The sequence below is a fragment of the Streptomyces sp. NBC_00075 genome, assembly GCF_045041225.1.
Taxonomy (GTDB): domain Bacteria; phylum Actinomycetota; class Actinomycetes; order Streptomycetales; family Streptomycetaceae; genus Streptomyces; species Streptomyces adonidis.
This window is the reverse complement of sequence record NZ_CP108243.1, coordinates 10,262,179-10,277,512: the sequence shown is the minus strand read 5'-3', so window position 1 is coordinate 10,277,512 and position 15,334 is coordinate 10,262,179. Positions and strand designations below refer to the sequence as shown.

General features: G+C 72.6%; 12 protein-coding genes. 2 read left to right on the top strand and 10 right to left on the bottom strand.

Annotated elements, in window-relative coordinates:
- Nucleotides 1–145: 145 nt before the first annotated feature.
- Complete coding sequence (locus OG787_RS44970; RefSeq protein WP_405539225.1) at nt 146–787, bottom strand: alpha-ketoglutarate-dependent dioxygenase AlkB family protein; 642 nt, start codon at nt 785–787, stop codon at nt 146–148.
- Nucleotides 788–842: 55 nt separating this feature from the next.
- Between OG787_RS44970 and OG787_RS44965 the strand changes: the two genes are divergently transcribed.
- Nucleotides 843–1,991, top strand: a complete 1,149-nt coding sequence (locus OG787_RS44965; RefSeq protein ID WP_405539224.1) for a methyltransferase — start codon at nt 843–845, stop codon at nt 1,989–1,991.
- A 34-nt stretch (nt 1,992–2,025) separates the two neighbouring features.
- Here OG787_RS44965 and OG787_RS44960 read toward each other — a convergent pair whose 3' ends face one another.
- Genes OG787_RS44960 through OG787_RS44950 form a run of 3 tightly spaced genes read right to left on the bottom strand, consistent with a single transcriptional unit; the run spans nt 2,026 to nt 4,638 of the window.
- Complete coding sequence (locus tag OG787_RS44960; RefSeq protein WP_405539223.1) at nt 2,026–2,814, bottom strand: helix-turn-helix domain-containing protein; 789 nt, start codon at nt 2,812–2,814, stop codon at nt 2,026–2,028.
- Between the two features lie 39 nt (nt 2,815–2,853).
- Nucleotides 2,854–3,702: a ketose-bisphosphate aldolase gene (locus OG787_RS44955; protein WP_369031914.1), complete on the bottom strand. Its 849-nt coding sequence runs from the start codon at nt 3,700–3,702 to the stop codon at nt 2,854–2,856.
- Nucleotides 3,703–3,732: 30 nt separating this feature from the next.
- The gene (locus tag OG787_RS44950; RefSeq protein ID WP_405539222.1) at nt 3,733–4,638 is read right to left on the bottom strand and encodes an SIS domain-containing protein; all 906 of its coding nucleotides are present in this window, start codon (nt 4,636–4,638) and stop codon (nt 3,733–3,735) included.
- A 145-nt stretch (nt 4,639–4,783) separates the two neighbouring features.
- On the opposite strand from OG787_RS44950, the gene OG787_RS44945 reads away from it, so the two are divergent.
- Nucleotides 4,784–5,563 carry a DeoR/GlpR family DNA-binding transcription regulator gene (locus OG787_RS44945; protein WP_405539220.1) on the top strand — a complete coding sequence of 260 codons (780 nt, stop codon included), beginning with the start codon at nt 4,784–4,786 and terminating at the stop codon, nt 5,561–5,563.
- Nucleotides 5,564–5,625: 62 nt separating this feature from the next.
- Here OG787_RS44945 and OG787_RS44940 read toward each other — a convergent pair whose 3' ends face one another.
- The 6 genes from OG787_RS44940 to OG787_RS44915 form a co-directional block, all read right to left on the bottom strand.
- On the bottom strand, nt 5,626–6,081 hold the full coding sequence (locus OG787_RS44940) for an RpiB/LacA/LacB family sugar-phosphate isomerase (RefSeq protein WP_369031917.1): 456 nt from the start codon (nt 6,079–6,081) through the stop codon (nt 5,626–5,628).
- 9 nt (nt 6,082–6,090) lie between these two features.
- Nucleotides 6,091–7,032 carry an amidohydrolase family protein gene (locus tag OG787_RS44935; protein ID WP_405539218.1) on the bottom strand — a complete coding sequence of 314 codons (942 nt, stop codon included), beginning with the start codon at nt 7,030–7,032 and terminating at the stop codon, nt 6,091–6,093.
- 123 nt (nt 7,033–7,155) lie between these two features.
- Nucleotides 7,156–8,430, bottom strand: coding sequence for an alpha-glucoside ABC transporter substrate-binding protein (locus OG787_RS44930; RefSeq protein WP_405539217.1), 1,275 nt, complete (start codon nt 8,428–8,430; stop codon nt 7,156–7,158).
- A complete protein-coding gene (locus OG787_RS44925; RefSeq protein WP_405539215.1) occupies nt 8,427–9,647 on the bottom strand; it encodes a hypothetical protein in 1,221 nt (406 codons plus the stop codon). Before OG787_RS44925 ends, OG787_RS44930 begins: the two co-directional genes overlap by 4 nt.
- Nucleotides 9,551–11,821, bottom strand: coding sequence for a tetratricopeptide repeat protein (locus OG787_RS44920; protein ID WP_405539214.1), 2,271 nt, complete (start codon nt 11,819–11,821; stop codon nt 9,551–9,553). Before OG787_RS44920 ends, OG787_RS44925 begins: the two co-directional genes overlap by 97 nt.
- A gap of 103 nt (nt 11,822–11,924) precedes the next feature.
- Nucleotides 11,925–15,161: an amidohydrolase family protein gene (locus tag OG787_RS44915; protein WP_405539213.1), complete on the bottom strand. Its 3,237-nt coding sequence runs from the start codon at nt 15,159–15,161 to the stop codon at nt 11,925–11,927.
- Between the last annotated feature and the right edge of the window lie 173 nt (nt 15,162–15,334).

Sequence of the window (15,334 nt, the reverse complement as noted above, 5' to 3'; positions counted from 1 at the left end):
CGTTCATTTGCTGCGGACCGGTGGGGGCTTGTCGCGCCCACGCGGCGGTAGCCGCAAATTCAACACAGCCCCGCGCCCCTGTAAGGCTGCCCCTGCGGGGTGCCTTCCAGGGGCGCTGTACCGTAGCGGACTTCGCCGGACCCGCCTAGAGACCGCTGACCCTCAGCGTCACGTTCAGCCGGCCGGTCAGTCCCAACTCCGGCGGCGCCGTGCCCTCGTACACCCGTGGCACCCCGTGGTAGGCGAGGCGAGAGGCGCCGCCGAACACGAACAGGTCGCCGCTGCGCAGCTCGACGTCCGTGTACGGCCGGGTCCGTGTCTCCGTGTTGCCGAAGCGGAAGACGCAGGTGTCGCCGAGGCTCAGGGACACCACGGGCGCGTCCGACTTCTCGTCGCTGTCGCGGTGCATTCCCATGCGGGCGTCGGCGTCGTAGAAGTTGATCAGCGCGATGTCGTAGGCGGCGTCGCCGTCGTACGCCGCTGCCCTGGCCGCCTCTCTCCCCAGCTCGCCCAGCCAGTCGGGGAACGGTTTCACCGGCGTGCCGTCGCCGTCGACGACGGTGCGGGCGTAGGCGTACGGGTACCAGTGCCAGCCGAGACAGACCTGCCGGGCGGTCATCGTGCCGCCGCCGGGCGTCCGGACCGTGCGCAGGCCCGCCGGTGGGCGTGCCCAGTCGCGGCAGGCGTCCAGCAGCTCGCGCTGACGTCCCGCGTCCAGCCAGTCCGGCACGTGCACCGCGCCCGGCGCGATCTCCGTACGGGCTCTGGGGAACAGCTCGGCGTCCATGGATCCCATCCTGCCCGACGGGGTGTGAGCTGCGGCTCTGTAGGGTGGGGCCACGATGACCGACCGTATGACGACTCCCTGGGCCGAACTGACGCTGACCCGTTTCCCCGCCGATCCGCGTGAGCGGCTCCGTGCGTGGGACGCCGCCGACGAGTACCTTCTCGGGCATCTCGCGGAGGCCGGGACCGATCTCTCCGGCACGGTCGTGGTCGTCGGGGACCGCTGGGGCGCGCTCACCACGGCGCTCGCCGCGCACCGGCCGACGCAGATCACCGACTCGTTCCTCGCCCAGGAGGCGACCCGGGCGAACCTGCGGCGGGCCGAAGTGGACGAGGACTCCGTACGGCTGCTCACCACCCAGGATCCGGCGCCGGAGCGCGTCGACGTGCTGCTCGTGCGGGTGCCGAAGAGCCTGGCGCTCCTCGAGGACCAGCTGTTGCGGCTGGCGCCCACGCTGCACAAGGACACGGTCGTCGTCGGCACCGGCATGGTGAAGGAGATCCACACCTCGACGCTGAAGCTGTTCGAGCGGATCGTCGGCCCGACCCGGACCTCCCTCGCGGAGAAGAAGGCCCGGCTCGTCCACTCCGGTGTCGGTCCGTCGGTGGGCAAGGGCGTCAATCCCTGGCCGCTCCGCTACGCGCTGCCCGACGGCATCGGCCCCGTCTCCGGGCACACCGTCGTCAACCACGCGGGCGTCTTCTGCGCCGAGCGTCTCGACATCGGCACCCGGTTCTTCCTCCAGCATCTGCCGGAGCCGTCGGGTGCCGCCCGGGTGGTCGACCTGGGCTGCGGGAACGGTGTGGTCGGTACGGCGGTGGCGCTGACCGCGCCGGAGGCCGAGCTGCTCTTCGTCGACGAGTCGTTCCAGGCGGTGGCCTCGGCGGAGGAGACCTACCGGGCCAACGAACTGCCGGACGGGCAGGCCGAGTTCCGGGTCGGCGACGGGCTGGCCGGGATCGCGGACGGGAGCGTCGACCTCGTGCTCAACAATCCGCCGTTCCACACCCACCAAGCGACGTCGGACGCCACGGCCTGGCGGATGTTCACCGGCGCCCGGCGGGCGCTGCGGCCGGGCGGTGAGCTGTGGGTGATCGGCAACCGGCATCTCGGCTATCACCTCAAGCTGCGGAAGCTGTTCGGCAACAGTCGGCTCGTCGCGAGTGATGCCAAGTTCGTGGTGCTGAAGGCCGTGAAGCAGTGACGCGGTAAGCGGTCCGGGGTGAATTTCTACCACCTCAGGTGCCGGTGGTGGTCGTCTCTCCCCGTAGGGCTCGTGGTGACGCGCCGAGTTCGCGGCGGCATGCCTTGTTGAACGCCTGGAGGTCGGGGATGCCGACCGAGGCGGCCACTGCCGGGATGGAGAGGGTCGAGGCGCGCAGCAGGTGGCGGGCGCGGTCGAGTCTGCGGCGGCGGATGTAGCCGACCACCGTGTCGCCGGTCGCGGCCTTGAACAGCCTGGTCAGGTGGTTGTGCGAGACGCCGGCCGCCTGGGCGACGGCCGGCACGGTGAGGGGGGCGGCGAGCTGGCCCTCGATGTACGCGATGGCCGCGCTGACCGCCGGGTGCGGGCCGGGGCCGGGGCGTTCGGTGTCCGGGGTGAGGTGGGCGATGCGCCACAGCGCCGTCCAGATCTCGGCTCTCGTGTGCTCGGGGGCGCGTGGCACGGCGGCGATGGCCGCGAGCAACAGGCCGGTGAAGGTGGGGAGTTCGGGGCCCGCGTCCTGGACGACGGGCACGGTGCGCGAGGGTCCGGTGGTGGGGATGCGCAGGTGTGCGTAGAGGTGTTCGGAGCGGCCCTGGTAGCGGAAGCGGACCGTGGTGCCGGGCGGTACGAGGCTCACGTGGCCGGGGCGGACGACGTGCGGGGTGCCGCCGACGATCAGCTCGGCCTCGTACTGGTAGAGGTGCAGCTGCCACAGCTCCGGAAGCCGGAAGACGTCGGTGCGGCTCGCGATCCCGTGCACGCCGACGCCCGCGTTGGCGACGTGGGGCGGCTCGCCGAGGTACAGCTCCGTTTCGTGCATGGTGAAAAAATACCAGCGCTGGTGGCCTTGAGCTCTGTGTCAGCTCAGTACGCCGATGATCCGGGTCACCGTCCGCACCATCGCCTCCCGGCCCACGCTCAGATACTTGCGCGGGTCGACGGTCTCGGGGTGGGCGGCGAGGAACTCCCTGATGGCGCCGGTCATGGCGATGTTGAGGGCCGTACCGACGTTGACCTTGGTAATGCCGGCGGCGACGGCGGACACGAGTTCGTCGTCCGGTACGCCGGACGAGCCGTGCAGGACGAGGGGGACGTCCAGGGTGGCGGAGAGCCGCTTCAGGAGGTCGTGGTCGAGGGCCGCCGTACGGGTGGTCATGGCGTGCGTGCTGCCGACGGCCACGGCGAGGGCGTCCACCCCTGAGTCGGCGACGAAGGCACGGGCCTCGGCGGGGTCGGTACGGGCGCCGGGTGCGTGGGCGTCCAGCGGGGGCCGTCCGTCCTTGCCGCCCACCTGACCCAACTCGGCCTCGATCCAGAGCCCTTGGGCATGCGCCCAGTCGGCGGCGGCCCGGGTCGCGGCGAGGTTCTCGGCGTACGGCAGCCGCGCCGCGTCGTACATCACGGAGCTGAATCCGGCGGCGGGCGCCTGACGCAGCAGGTCGTCGCTCTGGACGTGGTCGAGGTGCAACGCGACGGGTACGGCGGCCTGTTCGGCGACTGAGGCTGCGGCGCGGGCCAGCGGAAGGACCTGCCCTCGGCGGAACTTGACGGCGTTCTCGCTGACTTGGAGGACGACGGGTGAACCCGCCTCCTCCGCACCGGCGATGACGGCCTCGACATGCTCCAGGGTGATGATGTTGAACGCGGCGACCGCCGAGTGCGTGGCGGCGGCCCGGGTGACGAGTTCGCCGGTGGTCACGAGGGGCATGTCTCCTCCTTCCAGGACATGGACGAGGCGTCAGAGTGCCGGCGCGAGGATCACCGAGCGGGTGAGGTGGCGCGGGCGGTCGGGGTCGAGGCCCCGTGCCGCCGCCACCACCACCGCGAGGCGCTGCGCGCGCACCAGTTCGGCGAGCGGGTCGAGGACGCCGGTCACCCACAAAGCACCGGTGTCCCGCACCTGTTGGGCCAGCCCCTCCGGCGCCTCGCCGAACATCCAGGTCGCCGTGGAGCGGGTGGTGACGCTGATGGGGCCGTGCCGGTACTCCATCGCCGGATAGGCCTCGGTCCAGGACAGGGAAGCCTCGCGCATCTTCAGTCCGGCCTCGTTGGCGAGCCCCACCGTCCAACCTCGGCCGAGGAAGGTGAACTGCGTGCACTCGACGAGCCCTTCGGGCAACGGAGTCGAGAGCGCGGTACGGCAGTCGTCGAGCACGGTTTCGTCGTGCAGTCCGAGGTGGGCGCGGAGCAGCGTGAGCGCGGTGGTGGCGAATCTCGTCTGTACGACGGAGCGTTCGTCCGCGTAGTCGAGTACGACGAGGTCATCGGCCGCCTCCATCACCGGAGTTCGGGGATCGGCGGTTATCGCGGTGGTCCGCGTCCGCGCGCCAGGGGGCGTGCCGTCCCGCAGTCGTCCGAGCAGTTCGAGCACCTCGGTGGTGGTGCCGGACCGGGTGAGGGCGACGACCCGGTCGTACGGGCGGCCGTAGGGGAACTCGGAGGCGGCGAAGGCGTCCGTCTCCCCCTGACCGGCGCCTTCCCGCAGGGCCGCGGCGGCCTGCGCCATGAAGTACGAGGTGCCGCAGCCCACGATCGCGACCCGCTCCCCCGCCACCGGCAGCGCGTGGGCATGCTCGGCCGCCTCCGCGGCGACGCGCGTCCAGCACTCGGGCTGGCTGTTCAGTTCGTCCTCGACATGGGTCATGCGGTGCCTCTCCCCCAGAGAGCCGATTCATGCTCGTTCTTGCAAGATATAACCACGTTTCGAGCAGAATCAAGCATTCGAGCAGCAGGGACTGTGAACATTCGGTGCGCTAGGGTCGCGGAAGATCGAGGAACGGAGAGTCCGGATGTCCCGGGACGCCCGCTGGAAGTCCCTGCTGGACCTGCTGGTCGAGCGGGGCCGGCTGGAGGTCGAGGAGGCGGCGGCCGAGCTGGGGGTGTCGGCCGCGACGATCCGCCGTGACTTCGACCAGCTCGCCGAGCAGCAGATGCTCGTACGCACCAGGGGCGGCGCGGTCGTGCACGGTGTGTCGTACGAACTGCCGCTGCGCTACAAGACCGCCCGCCGCGCCTCCGAGAAGCAGCGCATCGCGCGGGCGGTCGCGGATCTGGTCGCCCCCGGTGAGGCGGTGGGCCTGACGGGCGGGACGACCACGACGGAGGTGGCGCGGGCGTTGGCCGTACGCGGTGATCTGACCGTCGGCTCGCCCGCGATGACGATCGTCACGAACGCGCTGAACATCGCCAACGAGCTTGCCGTACGGCCCCAGTTCAAGATCGTGCTGACGGGCGGGGTCGCGCGCCCGCAGTCGTACGAACTGGTCGGGCCGCTCGCCGACGGTGTGCTGAGCCAGATCACCATCGACATGGCCGTACTGGGCGTGGTCGCCCTCGACGTCACCCACGGGGCGGCGGCGAACGACGAGGCGGAGGCCGCGATCAACCGGCTGCTGTGCGAGCGCGCCGGGCGCGTGGTGGTGGCCGCCGACTCCAGCAAGCTGGGGCGGCGGGCGTTCGCCCGGATCTGCGCGGTCGAGGCCGTGGACACGCTGGTCACGGACACGGCGGCGGACGAGGAGACGGTGGGGCGGTTCGAGGAGGCCGGGCTCAGAGTCATCACGGTCTGAGTGATCGCGGTCTGGGCCATCACGGTCTCGGTGACCGCGGGCCTCTTTCAACTAGCCTTTCTTCAGGGGGTGGTTCTCGTGTTGTCCAGCCGCTCGACGCGTGCCACGTTCTCCCGGTCCTCGGCGTCCGCGCTCGCCTCGGCCGCGAACCAGGCGTCCAGGATCTCCTTGAGCAGCGGCTCCGACGTCAGGCGCAGGCTGAGCGCGAGCACGTTGGCGTCGTTCCAGCGGCGGGCGCCGTCCGCCGTGTAGGCGTCCGTGCACAGGGCCGCGCGTACACCGGGCACCTTGTTCGCGGCGATCGACGCGCCCGTGCCTGTCCAGCAGCACACGACGGCCTGGTCGGCGTTCCCGGTGGCGACCTCGCGGGCCGCCGCCTCCGAGCAGGCGGCCCACTGCGGATCGTCGCCGGGGCTCAGCGCCCCGTACGTCACCACGTCGTGTCCGCGGTCGCGCAGCTGCCCGAGAAGGGCGCGGGCCACGGGTTCGTCCATGTCGGAGGAGACGGAGATCCGCATGCCCCGAGACTAACCCGTCGCGAGTCGCGGAATGAGCGCCTCGGCGTTGCCACGGTTGATCGCGTGGAGCTGGCCGGGGTCCCAACCGGCGTACCCGTCAAGGCCGTTGTCGAAGCCGGTGCCCCACTCCTCGGGGAGCATGGGGAAGTCGCTGCCGAACAGGACGCGTTCGGGGTCGGCGAAGGCCAGCAGCGAGGGCAGGGTCGCGGGGCTGCCGGCGAGGGCGGTGTCGAAGTAGAAGCGGCGCAGGTCGGCGAGGAAGTCCTCGGGGGTGGTGTCGGGGTCGAGGTGTCCGGCGAGGGCCAGCCGCTGGGCGGCGTACGGCAGGAAGCCGCCCGCGTGCGGCAGGATCATCCTGATCCGGGGGTGGCGCCGGGGCACGCCGCGCATCGCCAGATGCAGGGCGGTGCGGGTGGTGTCGTAGGGAAAATCGACCAGTGGGGCGGGCGGCAGCGCGGGGTCCGGAGGGCCCGGCGGCGCGGTGGGGTGGACGAGCACGACGGCGGACCGGCGGTCCAGCTCGGCCCACAGGGGCTCGAACTCCGGGTCGCCGAGGTAGCGGCCCTGGGCGTTGGACAGGACCATCACTCCGTCGGCGTTCAGCTCGTCCAGGGCGTGGGCGGCCTCGGCGAGCGCGCCGTCGACGTCCGGGAGGGGCAGCACGGCGAACAGGCCGAAGCGGTCGGGCCGGTTCTTGACCAGTTCCGCGGTGTACTCGTTGACGCTCCGTGCCCCGGTCCGGGCGCCCTCCGGGTCGTCGGGGGCCGCGAGCGGTGCGGCGTACGACAGCACGCCGGTGGCGATGGACCGGCGGTCCATCATCGCGAGCGCGCTCGCCTCGTCCCACACGGGCGCGGGCCAGCCGAGGCCGGCGGCACGGCCCGCCATCGCGCGGGCGCGCTCCGGCGGGATCAGGTGCTGGTGGACGTCGATACGGGTGGGGTCCGTCATGACTGCCCGAGCCTCCTCGGATACGACTGACGCCATGAGCGATATCAACCAAGAAATGACGATACGCGAAATGAGACCGCGAGCCACCGGGATGCGGCCGTCACCTCGGCAGGGCCGCGCGTCTCATCCGCCGGGCGCGCAGATGTCCTCCGGCGGCCGGAAGGAGCGGTCGTCGCCGGAGTTCTCGACCGTCTGGGCACGTACGGACTCCAGTTGACCCAGCAGCGAGTCGAGGTGCTTCGTCGTGTGGTCCCGGAAGAACTCGAGCACCGCCCGGTAGAAGACGTCGCGCACCTCGGGCGGCATCACGTCGGACGCGTCGAAGCACAGGGTGCGGGCCCCGGACGTGAGCAGGGAGTCGATCTCCTGTTCGATGGGGTCTGCGCTCGCAGTCGGGGGCAGTCCGGCCGGGTCCGGGAACAGCGGCCGCACCGCCGGGCCCGCCGCCTCACGCCAGAGTTCGCGCCCCGCCGGGCCGGACAGCCGCTCCACCAGTTCCTGGGCCGCCGGGTCGTCGCTGAAGACGGCGGCCATGTCGCCGGCGACCTCGTACGCGTCCCGGTATTCGGGCTGCCCGTCCAGGAAGCGGGCGGACGGTTCCACTCGGATGTCGTCGCCTGCGTAGACGTACCGGATGAAGGCGCTCTGGTGCTCGTGGGTGCAGTCGAAGCCCGGGGAGTCGAGCAGACCGCGTGGCTCGCCGGAGGCTTGCGGTGTGCCTTCGTACGACGTGGTCAGGGACCGCTGGAGCGATGTCCGGGAGCGGTCGCCGAGCAGTCGCGCCCAGGTCTGCCAGGCCCGCTCGACCGCCGGGTCCTGCCAGCTCAGCCTGCCTGTGGCCCACTCCGTGTAGCGGGCGGGGCCCGCCTGGTGGAGCAGGATGTCCTCGATCCAGTCCGTGCCGGGCCAGCCCGAGGTCTGCTGCGAGGCGAGCCCCACGCACCACTCCGGGTCCTCGGAGGAGGTGCCCTCCTTGCTCCACACCAGGCTCTTCAGATCGACCTTCAGCGGCACCCAGTACGTCCGCCGTCTGCTGTCCACGATCAGGGTCGGCGCCCACGGCGGATAGGCGCGCTCGGCGGTCGCCTCGACGAGCGGTCTGAGTTTGTCGCGGCGGGCGTACTCGGTGAGTTCGCCGATGCTGTTGAGGATCGCCACGTCCGGCGGGGCCTCCGCCTCGAGTTGTGAGACGAGTGTCTCGCGCAGCGAGCGGGTTCCTTCGTAGGTGTACGTCCGTCCCGTGCCGTCGTCCAGCTTCCGCAGGGCCGCCTCGAAGGCCCTGCCCTCCGCGCCGGTCCAGGGGCCGAGGACGACCAGCGGGTCGGGGGTGTCCGACGTACAGCCGGGGACCAGGGCGAGGAGGCAGGCCGCGAGAAGGGCGTGCAGGACGCGTCTCATGAGACGGCTCCTCCGCGGGTCACGACGAGGTACTCACGGCGGTACCCGTGCAGGGCGCCGCCGATGACGGCCGCGCAGGCCAGACCGGTGGGGAACACGAGCGGCGCCGCTCCGTCGAGGAGGGCGAGCCGTCCGTCCACCAGTTCGTCGTCGATGCGGGACTCCAGTACTTCGATGGCCCCCGGATCGGGGCCGTCGAACGGGCGTTCCTCCACGATCGCCTCCGTTGCCGGCGAGGTCCGCTCGGCGAGCGCGTCCGCCACCGGGACGGCAGCGTCCTGGGCGTGCTGGGCGAGCAGCGCGTCTGCCGTCAGGAGCGGCAGGGCGAGCAGCGGCAGGGCGGCGGCGGTGAGGGGGATGCTGAGCCGGATACGGAAGCGGCGGCGCAGGAAGGCCACGGTCCGCCAGAGACCGGCGGCGAGCAGGACGAAGGCGAGCGCGGAGACGGTCGCGGCGGTGATCACGCCCGCGCCCCAGGCTGCCCGGTCCGCGAGCCGCTCGCGCAGCCGCTCCTCCAGGCCCGACACCCGGTCCACGATCGCGGTCGCGCCGGGGCCGGTCCCGGCCGAACACTCCGGATAGCGGTCCTCGCGCTCCTCGGTGACGGCCGGCGCCGAGCAGAGCATGCTGCGCGCGTACGTCAGTTCCGCGTCCCGCAGGACCGGGTCGGTCGCGTGGCCCTGTGCCCGGCCGATCCAGCCGGTGTAGTCCACGACCAGTGCGGACGCCACGCGCAGGTCCTGTTCCTCGGCGACGGTGAGCGCCCCGCCACGGGTGACCTGGTTCAGGCGCTGCGTCGCTCGCGCGATCCGGGTGCGGTAACGCTCGTTGAGCCCGCCCAGCTCCGCCGCCCGTCCCTCGTCGAGGCTCTTCTCGGCCTCGCCCTGCGCGATGAGCAGCGAGGCCTTGGCGTCCGCGAGGTCGACGAGTGCGGGCGCGACCCGGTCCCGTACGTACGCGGAGTCACCGCGCACGTCCGCGTAGGCCCATCCGAACGCCCCGAAGGCCACCACGGCGAGCAGCGGCAGCGCGACCAGCCGGTCCCGCAGATACGCGCGGTTGCGGCGGCCCGTGGTCGACGGCCAGGCGTAACGCCGGACGCGGCGGGCGAGTTCGGCGGCTACGGAGGCAGTGGCCCGTCCGAGGCGGACGGCTGTCTCTGCGAGGTCGCGGAGGCGGCCGTCCGGAGCCAGTCGGTGAGTCTCTTCCCGGGCCATGGACTGTCCCTGCGGTGTCGGAAGGCGAGCGGACGCACCTCGTAGGCGCGGTCCAGGAGGACTTCGGCGACGGTCGCGTCCTCGGGCGCGGCGGAGCGGGCGGCCTGGTGGGCGAGGGCGAGGTGGAGCCGGGAGAGGTCCTTGCGCAGGCCGGGCTCGTCGGACGGCAGGCCCAGCCGTGGATCGGCGTCCGCGGCCAGGGTGTCCAGTTCCGTCGCGTCGAGGGCGCCTCGGGCGAGCGCGCCCTGGACGGCCTCCCACGCTTCGAGGGTCATCCGGGCCCTGGCCTCCTCGTCGGTCAGCCCGTGCGCGTGGAAGAGCAGGGCCAGCCGTCGCAGCACCTCACGCAGCCGCTCCGGGAGTTCGCCGCTCCGCCCGGCGGTCCGCAGATGCTCGACCCCGATGCGAACAGCCGCCGTACGGGCGGCGGTTCGGTGCCGCGAGTGCTGCGGCACCGCGTCCAGTTCGCGCACGGCCTCCTCGCGCGACCGTTCACCGCCCAGCGCGAGGCGGGCCCGCGCGGCGCCGAAGGCCGCGCTGCCCAACGACGGGTTGCGCAGCCGCACCGCCTCGTAGAACGTGAGTGCCTCGTGCCACCGCTCAAGACGCTCGGCGCAGTATCCGAGGGCGAGCTTCGGCGCGTACTCGCCGGGGATCGCCGCGTACACCCGGTCGAAGTGCCGCCCGGCGACCTCCACTTGGTCCCGGGCGAGCGCGACGAGTCCTCGGTGCCAGTCCAACCGCCAGTCGTACGGGGCGCGTTCGGGTCCGACGGACTCCTCCGCGGCCCGCAGTTCCCGTTCGGCGGCGTCGGGTCCGCCGCCCGCCGCCCTGAGGCGCAGGCGGCAGCGCAGCAGATGGACCTCGGTGGAGTCCCGCCAGTCCCCGGTGTGCTGGAGGAGTGCCTCGGGGGCGGCGTCGGCCAGTCTGCTCAGTTCGGCGTGGTGGCTGTCGTGGCGGTCGGGCCGTGGGACGGGCAGCCGGTACGCGACCTCGGCGGGTGACGGCGGCGCGTACGGCGAGAGGGTGCCCGGCGCGGCCCAGTGGGCGAGGGGTGGCGCGGATCCGAGGGCGCCGTCGAGGGCGTAGGCCGACTGGAGGAACAGCGGTGAGGGTTCGAAGGTCTCGGTGCCGGTCCGCAGGGATCTCAACTCACGGAAGACACCGCGCAGTTGCTCGGCCATCTCGCGTGCGTCGGCGAATCTCTCGTGCCGCTCGCTCCGGGTCGCCCGATCCAGCACACGGGCGAGCGAGACGAGGCCGAGGCCGCGGGGAGCGGGAGCGGTCGTCTCCTCGGTGGCCGCGGCCGTCGAACCGTCCGGAGCGCCCAGGTCGCCGAGCCGGGCCAGGTCCTGGAGCGAGGTGCCTAGGCCGCTCAGCCGCCGCAGTGTCTCCCCCAGGCTGAACAGGTCGTCCTGGCCGGTGCACTCACCGTTCCGGCCCACCGTCGGGGCGCGGAAGCCTCTCGTCGTCAGCCCCGGCAGTCCGGCGGCGCGAACGCTCCCGACGTCGATGATCTTCGTCGTGGTGCCGTCGTGCATGACGTTGTCCGGCTTCAGATCGCCGTAGACCTTGCCGGGCAGGTCGGCGTGCAGATGCCCGAGGGCGGACAGGATCCGCAGGCCGTACGCGAGCACGAACTCGTGGAACCGCGCGCCGCCGAACTCCTCCGGGTTCAACCGCGCCCGCGCCCGTACCTCCTCCAGGGTCAGCCCGTCCACGTACTGGAGCACGAGGAAGTCGCCGACCTCGGGGTGGTGCCCGTAGTTGTATACGCGGATGATGTCGTCGTGGCTGAGGTCGACCAGGGCCCGTCGTTCCCGGACCAGAGCGCCCGCCTCGACCACCGCCTGCTCGGGGTGCAGGATCTTGATGGCCACCTCGCGGTCGTCGACCTTCGTGTCGAGCGCGAGGTAGACCTCGCCCATTCCGCCGTAGCCGAGCGGCCGGATCAACAGGTACTGCCCGGCGAGCAACTGCCCGGGCGGCAGCGGCAGTTCCTTCGCGTCGATCCCCCGGGACGCCGCACGCTCCAGCAGGGTGATCGTGGGCAGCACGGTCGGATCGGGGTTCTCCTCGGGGAGTTCGACGCGCGCGGCCCGCAGGAACGCCGGCTGCCCGGCGATCACGAGTGGCCCCAACGACCACTCCGAGTCCGGCACTTCACCGGACACGCTTTTGCCCGCATCCCCCGCCATGCCTCCCCAGAGTAGGCCCGGGGCGGCCAAATGACCCCTCGCGTTCCGTGCGGACCGTGCGGAACTCCTACGGCGGTGTTCAGCCCCCGCTCTCCGGATCGCAGCATCCGTCGCGCCGCATACGGTGGCCGACCTCCAGCCAGTCCTCGGCCGAGGGCGACTGCTGGAGGCCGTGGCGGCGCGTGGAGTCGGCGCCGAAGGCGTCGACCAGGGCCGCCTGTTCGAAGGGGACGCCTCCTCGCAGGACGGCCACGGTACGGATCAGGGTGGCGAAGTCGGTGAAGGGGTCGCCGTCCACGATCGTGAGGTCGGCGAGCTTGCCCTCCTCCAGGGTGCCCAGGTCTGCGTCGGCGCCGAAGACCCGCGCGGGGAGCAGGGTGGCGGTGCGCAGCGCCTCGGCCGGTGAGAGGCCGGCGCGGTGGAGCGCGCGCAGGGCCAGGTGGAGGTGCAGGCCCACCGGGACGAGCGGCTGGTCCGTGCCGAGCGCGACCAGGCCACCGGCCGCGAGGATCCGCCGGTAGACGTCCGACTCGCGGTCCAGTGTCGCCAGTTGAGCTGCGGTGGGCGGTACGCCGGCCTGCTGCCGGACGAGTGCGGTGTCCCACGGCGGCATGAGGGTCGTGACGCGCGGGTCGTCGGCGAGGGCGGGGTCGGCGCCAAGCAGGGGAGCCGCCGTGAACGGGGTGGCGATCAGGTGGAAGTCGGTACGGGTGTAGATCTCCGCCAGGTCCTGGTAGGCGCGGCCCGTCGCCGTGGTCGCGTGCCCGAACTCCAGTCGCTGGGTGGCCTGTAGATGGGTCGTCAGATCCTGGCCCAGTTGTACGCCCGGGCTGCACAGATGGCTGCCGCTGCGCACCCCGAGCCGGTCGTGGGCGAAGTCGGCGGCCTCCTTCATCACCCAGCCGGGGGCGCGTACGTACGTCTTCACGAAGTCCCAGTCGAGCGCCCGCGCCCGGGTCAGGGAGCGGCGCAGACCCTCGGGTGTGCGGTGGGCGCGGGCCATGCTGTAGGCGACGCGCCCGCCGTCGAGCAGTTCGCCGGTGGACAGCAGCCGGGGTCCGGCGAGGGCACCGGCGGCGACCGCCTCCCGGATACGGGCCTGTTCGTAGGCGAACCCGCCGAGCGAGACGGCGGTCGTGATGCCGTACGCGACCTGGAGTGCCGTCTGACGGCCGCCGTAGGTGGACTGCCAGGGGTGGGTGTGCGCGTCCCACAGGCCCGGGATCACCGTGCGGTCGCTCGCGTCGATCCGGCGCACGGCGGGGCGGTCGGCCCGGTGCGGGGCGACCTCGGCGATCCGGCCGTCGCGGACGACGACATCGATGTCCTCGCGGACATCCGGCCCGGTGCCGTCCCAGAAGCGGCCCGCGTGGACGACCGTGTCGGCCAGGCGGGGTCTGCGGTAGTCCAGGGGGACGCGGACGGTACGGGTGCTGCCGTCGGCGATGTCGGTCAGGCGCAGGGTGCCGACGGAGAGGTGGAGGAGGGTGCGGGAGTCGGCGGACCAGGACGGGTGGTCGGCGGGTTCGGTGGTGAGTTGGCGGGGCTCGCCGTCGGGGGTGCCGTCGGCGCGGACCGGAAGCAGCCACAGCGCGGACTCGGCGACGACGGCCATCCAGCGGCCGTCCGGGGACCAGACGGGCCCGGAGTCGTAGCGGTCGGCGAGCGAGGTGTGCGGGGCGAGGGCGTGCAGGGCGGCGGTGCCGGTGGTGGTGTCGACGACCCGGATGAGGTTGAAGCCCTCGCGGAAGCGCTGGTTGACGCGGTTGCGGTCGCAGAGGGCGACGTACCGGCCGTCGGGCGACCAGCTGGGGCGGCCGGGGAGACCGCCCGCGCCGAGGGGTGTCGCGAGGACCCGTTCGGGGCCGTCGGGCAGGTCGCGCACCACGAGGTTGCCCGACATGTCCAGGCAGGCCAGCCGGGTCCCGTCGGGCGAGAGGGCGGGGAAGACCCGGCCGCCCTCGGCGAGCACGGTCTCCGTCCCGGAGTCGAGGTCGCGACGCCGTACGGCGAACAGCCCGTCGCGGTCGTCGGCGTACACCAGTGCCGTGCCGTCGGGTGTCCAGGTCGGCGCCAACACATAGCGGGTGGCCGGGACTTGGAGAACCTTGCGGGGTGGCCGGCCGCCCGTCGTCCCGACGGTCCACAGCGCGTTGAGCGCGGCGAAGGCGACGGACCGGCCGTCGGGTGAGAGGGCTGGGAGGTGGAGCGCGCGGACGGGGCGGGTGCCGGCGCCCTCGAAGTCGTACGCCTTGACGCGGTACTTGGGGCGGTGCACGGGGAGCGTGGCCGTGAACGGGATCTCCTCGCGGTCGGCCGGTGCCGGTGCGTCCGGGTCGAGGAGGTGGAAGTGGCCGTCGATGTTCAGCAGCAGCCGTTCGCGGTCCGTCCAGCGGGGCGGTGCCGGGAGGAGGTCACCGTCGACGGGGACCGGTGTGCCGTCCACGACGAGGGTGCAGGAGGCGGTGGGGGCTGCCGTGGTGCGCAGGTAGGCGAGGCGGCCGGCGGGTGAGACGGCGGGGGTCATGAGCTGGGCGCCGGAGTCGTCGGTGTGCTCGGTGACGACCGGGCCCGAGCCGTCGGCGGCAACGGACGCGACGGTGGTCGCGCGGAGGGTGCCGGGTGCGGGGACGGTCGCGCGCACGAACAGCACTCGCTCGCCGTCGGGCGACCATGTCGGGTCGAAGTCCTCCCAGGCGGTGTCCTGGCCGGGGCCCTGCTGGCCGGGGCGCCCGGTGAGCCGGGTCAGCGCGCCGGTGCGTACGTCCACGACCCAGACGCGGTACGGGGCTCCGGTCACGGTGTCGCCCCCGCGCTCGGAGGCGAACGCGATCCGGGTGCCGTCCGGCGACCAGGCCGGGCCCCGGTCGTCCCATGGCCCGTCGGTGAGCTGCCGCAGGCCGGTGCCGTCGGGCCGCAGCGTCCAGAGGTGGAAGCCTCCGCCGCGGTAGGCGCATACGACGAGACTGCTGCCGTCGGGCGAGAACTGGGGGCGTGTGGGTTCGAGGCCGGGCGCGGTCAGCGGGACGGCGGTGCCGCCGCCGCGCGGCACGGACCACAGCACGTTCTGGACCTCGGCGACGAGACGGTCACCAGCGGGGGCGAGGGTCGCGGAACCGCCTGTTGCGGCGGTGAAGGTGAGGTTCGTTTTGGGAGACGCGGCGATCGCGGCCGGCGTACCGGCGGTGGCGAGTGCGGCGGTCGTGACGGTGGCCGTGGCGGTGGCCGTGGCGGTCGCCTGGAGGAATCTGCGGCGGGAGAGCGGGCCGAACCGGGTGTCGTCGTCCGTGGTGCTGGAGGTGTCTTCGGCGTCCAAGAGGGCTCCCAGTGCGCGGAGTTGGCGTGTCGGACAGGTTGGGCAGGTCGGACGGGCCGGGCAGGTGAGATCGGCGAGGAGAAGAACGTAAGGGGCAGAGTGGCCTTCGGGGGACCCCGCCCGGCGGTTCTCGGCCGAACTTCACTCTGACGTGAGCCTTGCCCCCCGCTGTC